This is a genomic window from Streptomyces colwelliae (assembly GCF_048158785.1).
In the GTDB taxonomy this organism is placed as follows: Bacteria; Actinomycetota; Actinomycetes; order Streptomycetales; family Streptomycetaceae; genus Streptomyces.
Window position 1 is genome coordinate 1 of record NZ_JBLTJC010000456.1, and the last position, 7457, is coordinate 7457.

At 71.9% G+C, this 7457-nt stretch carries 4 protein-coding genes; 2 read left to right on the forward strand and 2 right to left on the reverse strand.

The annotated features are described in order from the left end of the window. Positions 1 to 165 precede the first annotated feature (165 nt). Together ACNFOC_RS47495 and ACNFOC_RS47500 are read right to left on the reverse strand one after the other, a co-directional pair. Positions 166 to 2982: an ATP-binding protein gene (locus ACNFOC_RS47495; RefSeq protein ID WP_416965217.1), complete on the reverse strand. Its 2817-nt coding sequence runs from the start codon at positions 2980 to 2982 to the stop codon at positions 166 to 168. Positions 2983 to 3165: 183 nt separating this feature from the next. Further along, complete coding sequence (locus ACNFOC_RS47500) at positions 3166 to 3978, reverse strand: response regulator transcription factor (RefSeq protein ID WP_416965218.1); 813 nt, start codon at positions 3976 to 3978, stop codon at positions 3166 to 3168. Positions 3979 to 4124: 146 nt separating this feature from the next. On the opposite strand from ACNFOC_RS47500, the gene ACNFOC_RS47505 reads away from it, so the two are divergent. Both ACNFOC_RS47505 and ACNFOC_RS47510 read left to right on the forward strand, forming a co-directional pair. After that, on the forward strand, positions 4125 to 5795 hold the full coding sequence (locus tag ACNFOC_RS47505) for an AMP-binding protein (protein WP_416965219.1): 1671 nt from the start codon (positions 4125 to 4127) through the stop codon (positions 5793 to 5795). 41 nt (positions 5796 to 5836) lie between these two features. Beyond that, the gene (locus tag ACNFOC_RS47510; RefSeq protein ID WP_416965220.1) at positions 5837 to 7444 is read left to right on the forward strand and encodes an AMP-binding protein; all 1608 of its coding nucleotides are present in this window, start codon (positions 5837 to 5839) and stop codon (positions 7442 to 7444) included. The last annotated feature ends 13 nt before the right edge of the window (positions 7445 to 7457 follow it).

Consider the following 7457-nt stretch of genomic DNA (forward strand, 5'->3'; position numbering starts at 1 on the left):
GGTGTGGGGGGTGCAACGGGGGTCGCGGGACCGACCCCCGTATGCCCGGGCGAGCGGCACACCCATAAGCTAGAACCCGGGACACCCTGCTCCCAATGAGGGAACCCCCTAGGGGAGTTGGGCAGGGAAAACCCTCGGTCGCCGCACAGTAAACCCGTAGGGTCCTCAGTTCGGACGGCGCCCCGCCGCCAGTCGGACGATATCCACCCGCGAGCGGATCCCCAGCTTGCGATAGACCCGGGTCAGAGTGGCCTCGACCGTCTTGACGCTGATGAACAGCCGGGCGGCGATCTCCCGGTTGGTGGCGCCCTCCATGACGAGCGCGGCGACCTGACGCTCCATCGAGGCCAGCCCGTCGAGCCCCTCCAGGGTCGGCGCGGGTGTGGGCACGGGCGCCGGCTCCGGCGGCCTGACGACGGCCGCCTCGTCCACCTGCCGCAGCCAGGGCAGCGCCCGGCACCGGCGGAACAGCCGGGCCGCCTCGTCGTACGACGTCGGTCCGGGCTGCCCGGTGCGCAGCGACGCCAGCGCGAAGGCGGCACGGGCCTCCTCCAGGCCGTAGCCCAGTTTGGCGAGGCGGTCCTGAACGGACGTCAGTTGCGCTACGGCCTCGTCGTGTTCGCCGCGCGCCGCCCGCACCAGGGCCTCGGCGCGGTCGAGTACGGCGAGGACGCTCTCGCGGCCGAGGCGCAGCGCGCGCTCACGGGTCACGTCGATGACGTCCTGGGCCTCGGTGGTCTCGCCGATCCGGACGAGGGCCTCGGCGAGGTCGCCGTGCCAGCGGCCGCGCGCCGGGTCGGTCACCCCGAGGGCCTGCTCCAGTTCGCGGACGCGGCGCAGCGAGCGGACGGTCCCGTGGGCGTCCCCGGCGACCAACTGGGCGTATCCCAGGGCCCCGAGGGCACGGGACAGATACATCTGGTCGCCGTCCTCCTCGGCGTGCTCGACCGCCTCCCGGGCCAGCGCGAGGGCCTCCTCGACGTCACCGCCGGAGGCCTCGGCGAGCGCGGTGAGCATCGCGGACGCCGTCTGGCCGATCCCGGAGTCGCGGGCCAGCCGCAGGCCCTCCCGGGCCAGGTCGAGGGCGCGGCCGCAGTGCCCGGAGCGCAGTTCGGTCTCGGCGAAACCGCGCAGGAAGTGCACCTCGCTCTCCACCGACCCGCGCCGCCGCACCTCGCGCAGCAGCGCGGTGATGGTCGCGCGGGCCTCGGGCAGCTGATCGCTCATCACCAGCCAGCGGAACCGGGCCGAGCCCGCGCCGTTGTGATGGCACGCCACCCTCGGGTCCTGGGGCTCCTTCAGCGCGCGCTTGATGGTGAGGGGCGCGTCAGGGTGGCCCATCAGGGTCTCGGTCTGCGCCTGGAAGGAGAGCGCGAGGAGTTCGGTGCGCCGGTCGCCGGCGCGTGCGGCCAGCTCGGCCGAGCGGGCGGTCTCCGCGCGGGCCTCGGCGAAGTCGCCCTCCACGAGCAGGGCGCGCCAGGCCAGTTGGTAGCGGACCAGGGCGAGCAGCCGGGGGTCGTCGCCCGCGTCGGCGAGGGCCTGCGGGAAGACGGCGTCGACATCCGCCATGGAGTGGCCGGCCGTGTCGATCACGATGATCCAGGCCCGCACCCGCTCGGCGGGCACCGCGGCCCGGGTCAGCACCTCGCGCGCGATGTCCCGGGCGAGGTCCAGCTCGCCCGCGGTGATCGCGTCCTCCGAGGCCTGCAACCGCCGCTCGTCCGGGCCCGGCACGCTGTCGACCGGGGTGTGCCGGGCGGCCAGCAGTCCGAGCGAGGCGGCGACCGAGGGCGCCCCGCGGTCGCGGGCCAGGGTCGCGGCCTCGGCGAGCCGGGCGGCGACCTCCGGATCGGTGCCGGTGGTCGCGAGGGCGAGGTGCCGGGCGCGCTCGATGGGGTCGGAAGCCGCGGTCGACAGCGCGGCGTGCGCGGCCCGCCGCTCCTGCGCGGGCGCCTCCGCGTACAGCGCGGCCGAGATGAGCGGGTGCGCGAACCGTACGGCGGGCGCCTCGGGTTCCGTTGCCAGCAGGCCGAGTTCGGCGGCCTGGGCGGTCTCCGCCTCGGCGTTCTCGCGGCCGGCGTTCTGTAGCAGGGACACCGTCGGGCGGGCGCCCGCGCTCGCGACCAGGAGCGTGCGGCGGGCCTCGGCGGGCAGCATGTCGAGCCGGCTCAGCACCAACGCGCGTAGCGAAGTGGGCACCGGCAGCGGCTCGCCCGGTCTCGGCGGGGTCGGGTTCTCGGCCAGCGCGCGGCCCAACTCCAGCGCGAACAACGGGTTTCCGCCACTCGTGCGGTGGATCTCGCGGACCGTGGAGCGCGGCAGCCCGGTGTAGCCGCGGTGGTCGAGCAGCGCCGACACCTGGGCCCGGGAGAGCGGGGAGAGCCGGAACGCGAGGGTGTCCGGCGGCGAGGCGCTCAGATACCGGTCGTACTCCTGGCCCTCGGTGCGCACCGCGAAGACCATCTGCACCTGGGTGTCCCCGAGCCGCCGGGCGGCGAAGCCGAGGAGCTCCGCGCTGGCCGGGTCCAGCCACTGGAGATCATCGGCTACGACGAGGACGGGACCGTCGGCGGCCAGCGCGCGCAGCGCGGACAGGACGGCGAGGCGCAGGGCGAGGCCGTCGCGCTGGAGGGAGGACTCGCCGCGGCCGGTGAGCGCGGATTCCAGTGCCGTGCGCTGGGCGACGGGCAGTCGCTCGGACACCTCGTCCAGGACCAGACCGAGGAGGTCGGCGAGGGCCAGGAAGGGGAGATGGGATTCGGACTCCGTGGCCGAGCAGCGCAACACGGTCCGTGCCGTCTCGCCGTATTCCGCGGCCAACGCCCGCAGGACGGTCGACTTTCCTATTCCGGCGGGGCCGTGGAGCAGCACACTGCCACCCTCGGCGAGCTGGTCACGGGCGGCGTTGAACATCTCCTCCCGGCCGATGACCAGGTCGGGGCGCGTTCTGGCAGGCTCCTTGAAGTCCCGTCGCACGGTCACCGCTCCCCTCGTGTGTCGTGTCCGGGCCAATATTAGGCAATCAGTCCTTGAAATTCGGATGGATGGGGTGGTGAGGGAAATAACAACTGTGCAGCATCAGGAAATTCAAAGCTCCGATGAATGAATAGACGGGCGTCGCGGGAGCCCCCTCAGGGGTCACCGACGGGGCTACCACCGCCCCTCTCACGGCAGCACCCCCGCCCGCCGCGCGGCCACCACGGCCTCCCCGCGGGTGTGCGCCCCGAGCCTCCGCATCGCCGAGCGCAGATACCCCTTCACCGTCTCCGGCCGCAGCCCGAGCCGCTCCGCCGCCACCGCGTTCGTCGCCCCCGCCGCCACACACGCCAGGACGTCCAGCTCCCGGGGCGCGAGTTCCACGTCCCCCGTGGCCGCCTCCGCGGTCAACAGGCCGCAGGCGTCGAGGAGTTCGGCCCGCAGCGCCGGGTCCGGGATGCGCGGGGCCAGCGCCCGCAGCGCCGCGTGCGCCTCCCGCACCTGCTCCCACACCGCGCTCGCCGCCGGGTCGGGGGCCGGTGCCGGACGCGCCGCGCTCAGCAGCTCCCGCACCTCCTCCCGTACCACCAGCGCCTGCTCCACATCCCGCGCTGCCTCCATCGCCGCGCTCAGCATCCGGTCGCCCAGCGGCTGGGCGGTGCGCAGCGCGCCGTAGAGGACACCGCGCACCCGGCGGCGTACGACGACCGGGACCGCGAGGATCGCGCGCAGGCCCTCGGCGGCCACCGGGGCGTCGTACTCATGGCTGATCTGGCGGGAGGCGGAGTAGTCCAGGACGGCGCACGGGCGGGCGAGGGCGACCGCCCTGCCGCCGAGACCGTTGCCCGAGGACACCGCGAGGGCGCGCAGCGACGGGGTCAACGTGCCGCTCAGCTCGCTGATGCGCATCTGCTGCCGGCCGCTCTCCACCAGGCCGCCGAAGGCGACCGGCAGCCCCGTGCCGCGCCGGAGCCGTACCAGCGCCGACTGAATCTCCACCATCCCTGCCGCGTCCGTCGCCACCCGCTTGCCCCTTCATTGCGGCCGCCCTGCTGCACACACCCCCGTACGGGGGTAGTGAGACCCACATCACGGATTACACGATGTCAGAGAGCCGCCCGGCAATGGTCCGGTACCTAGGAGGACAGATGACGACGGCGAGTGAGTCGTTCCGTAGCGCGAGGGATTTTCTGCTGGCGCACCGTACGGACTATGCCACGGCCTACGAGGGTTTCTCCTGGCCCAGGCCCGAGCACTTCAACTGGGCGCTCGACTGGTTCGACGCCATCGCGGCCGGCAACGACCGCACGGCCCTGCGCATCGTCGAGGAGGACGGCACCGAGGCCGCCCTGTCCTTCGCCGAGATGTCCGCGCGCTCCAACCGCGTCGCCAACTGGCTGCGGGCCCAGGGCGTCCGCGCCGAGGACCGGATCCTCGTCATGCTCGGCAACCAGACCGAGCTGTGGGAGACGGCGCTGGCCGCGATGAAACTGCGCGCCGTCGTCATCCCCGCCACCCCATTGCTCGGCCCCGCCGACCTGCGCGACCGCGTCGAACGCGGCCGGGTCCGGCAGGTGATCGCGCGCTCCGAGGACACCGCCAAGTTCGACGAGGTGCCCGGGACGTACACGCGGATCGCGGTCGGCGGCGCGGTCGAGGGCTGGCGGACCTACGAGGACGCGTACGCCGCCTCCGCCGAGTTCACGCCGGACGCCCCGACCCTGGCCGACGACCCGCTGATGCTCTACTTCACCTCGGGCACGACCGCCCACCCCAAGCTGGTCGAGCACACCCACACGTCGTACCCGATCGGCCATCTGGCCACCATGTACTGGATCGGTCTGCGGCCGGGCGACGTGCACCTCAACATCTCCTCGCCCGGCTGGGCCAAGCACGCCTGGTCGAACCTCTTCGCGCCCTGGAACGCGGAGGCGACCGTCTTCATCCACAACTACACGCGCTTCGACGCGGCCCGGCTGATGGCCGAGATGGACCGGGCGGGTGTGACGACGTTCTGTGCTCCGCCGACGGTGTGGCGGATGCTGATCCAGGCCGACCTGACCCAGCTGCGCACCCCGCCCCGCGAGGCGCTGGCCGCGGGGGAGCCCCTGAATCCCGAGGTGATCGAGCAGGTGCGGCGCGCTTGGGGCGTCACCATCCGGGACGGCTTCGGGCAGACGGAGACGGCGGTGCAGGTGTCGAACAGTCCCGGCCAGCCGTTGAAGACCGGCTCCATGGGACGGCCGAGCCCCGGCTACCGCGTCGAACTCCTCGACCCGGTCTCGGGTGCGCCGGGCGCGGCCGAGGGCGAGATCGCACTCGACCTGTCCGACCCGCCGGTGGGCCTGATGACCGGCTACCACGGAGACCCGGACCGTACGGCGGAGGCGATGGCCGGCGGCTACTACCGCACCGGCGACATCGGCGCCCGGGACGCGGACGGCTACATCACCTACGTCGGCCGGTCCGACGACGTCTTCAAGGCATCCGACTACAAGATCTCCCCGTTCGAGCTGGAGAGCGCCCTGCTGGAGCACGAGGCGGTGGCCGAGGCCGCCGTGGTGCCCGCACCGGACGAGCTGCGCCTCGCCGTACCGAAGGCGTACGTCGTCCTCGCGGCGGGCTGGGAGCCGGGACCCGACACCGCGAAGGTGCTGTTCGAGCACTCGCGTGACGTCCTCGCCCCCTACAAGCGCATCCGGCGGCTGGAGTTCGCCGACCTGCCCAAGACCGTCTCCGGCAAGATCCGCCGGATCGAACTGCGGGAGGCGACGGCCGCGGGGTCGGCCGCCGAGTACCGCGAGGAGGACTTCCGATGAACTCGCCGACGAAGCCGGTGGTCTCGCCGATGAACTCCCCGATGAACTCGTACAGCCATGGAACCAGCCGGACTTCGCTTCTCGGCGACACGATCGGGGCCGACCTCGCCCGGACGGTCGCCGCCTGGCCCGACCGCGAGGCGCTCGTCGACGTACCGTCCGAACGACGCTGGACGTACGGCGAATTCGCCACCGACGTCGAGCAGTTGGCGTACGCGCTGCTCGCGAGCGGGGTCGCCAAGGGTGACCGGGTGGGGATCTGGGCGATCAACTGCGCAGAGTGGGTGCTCGTCCAGTACGCCACCGCCCGCATCGGCGCGATCATGGTGAACATCAACCCGGCCTACCGCACCCACGAGGTCGAGTTCGTCCTCGACCAGGCGGGGATCTCGGTCCTGTTCGCCTCGGTCAGCCACAAGGGCAGCGACTACCGGGCGATGGTCGACCAAGTCAGGCCCAAGTGCCCGCAGTTGCGGGAAACGGTCTACATCGGCGACCCGAGCTGGGACGCGCTGGTCGCCAGGGGCGCGACCGACCGTTCGGAGGAACTCCGGTCCCGCGAGGCCGAGTTGTCCTGCGACGACCCCATCAACATCCAGTACACCTCGGGCACGACCGGCTTTCCCAAGGGTGCCACCCTCTCCCACCACAACATCCTCAACAACGGCTATTTCGTGGGTGAGTTGATCGCCTACAGCGAGCAGGACCGGGTCTGCATCCCGGTGCCCTTCTACCACTGCTTCGGCATGGTGATGGCCAACCTGGCGGCGACCTCGCACGGCGCGTGCATGGTGATCCCGGCCCCGTCCTTCGATCCGGCGGCGACCCTGAAGGCCGTACAGCAGGAGCGGTGCACGTCTCTCTACGGCGTACCGACCATGTTCATCGCGGAGTTGAACCTCCCCGACTTCGCGTCCTACGACCTCTCCTCACTGCGCACCGGCATCATGGCGGGCTCGCCCTGCCCGGTCGAGGTGATGAAACGGGTGGTCGCCGAGATGCACATGGCGGAGGTCTCCATCTGCTACGGCATGACGGAGACGTCCCCGGTCTCGCTCCAGACGAGGATGGACGACGACCTGGAACACCGCACCGGCACGGTCGGCCGCGTCCTCCCGCACCTGGAGGTCAAGGTCGTCGACCCGGCCACCGGAGTGACCCAACCCCGGGGCACGGCAGGGGAGTTGTGTACCCGCGGCTACAGCGTGATGCTCGGCTACTGGAACGAGCCCGAGAAGACCGCCGAGGCGATCGACGCGGGCCGCTGGATGCACACGGGTGACCTGGCGACGATGCGCGAGGACGGCTACGTCGAGATCGTCGGCCGCATCAAGGACATGATCATCCGGGGCGGCGAGAACATCTACCCGCGCGAGATCGAGGAGTTCCTCTACACCCACCCGAAGGTCGCGGACGTCCAGGTGGTGGGGGTGCCGCATGAGCGCTACGGGGAGGAGGTCCTGGCCTGCGTCATCCCGCGCGACCCTGCGGACCCGCTGACGCTGGAGGAACTGCGCGGCTTCTGCGAGGGCAGGCTGGCGCACTACAAGATCCCGAGCCTCCTCCAGATCATGGACGCCTTTCCGATGACGGTGTCGGGGAAGGTACGGAAGATCGAGCTGCGGGAGCGGGCTGTTCGGGGGCGGTGAGGTGGGTTGGGGG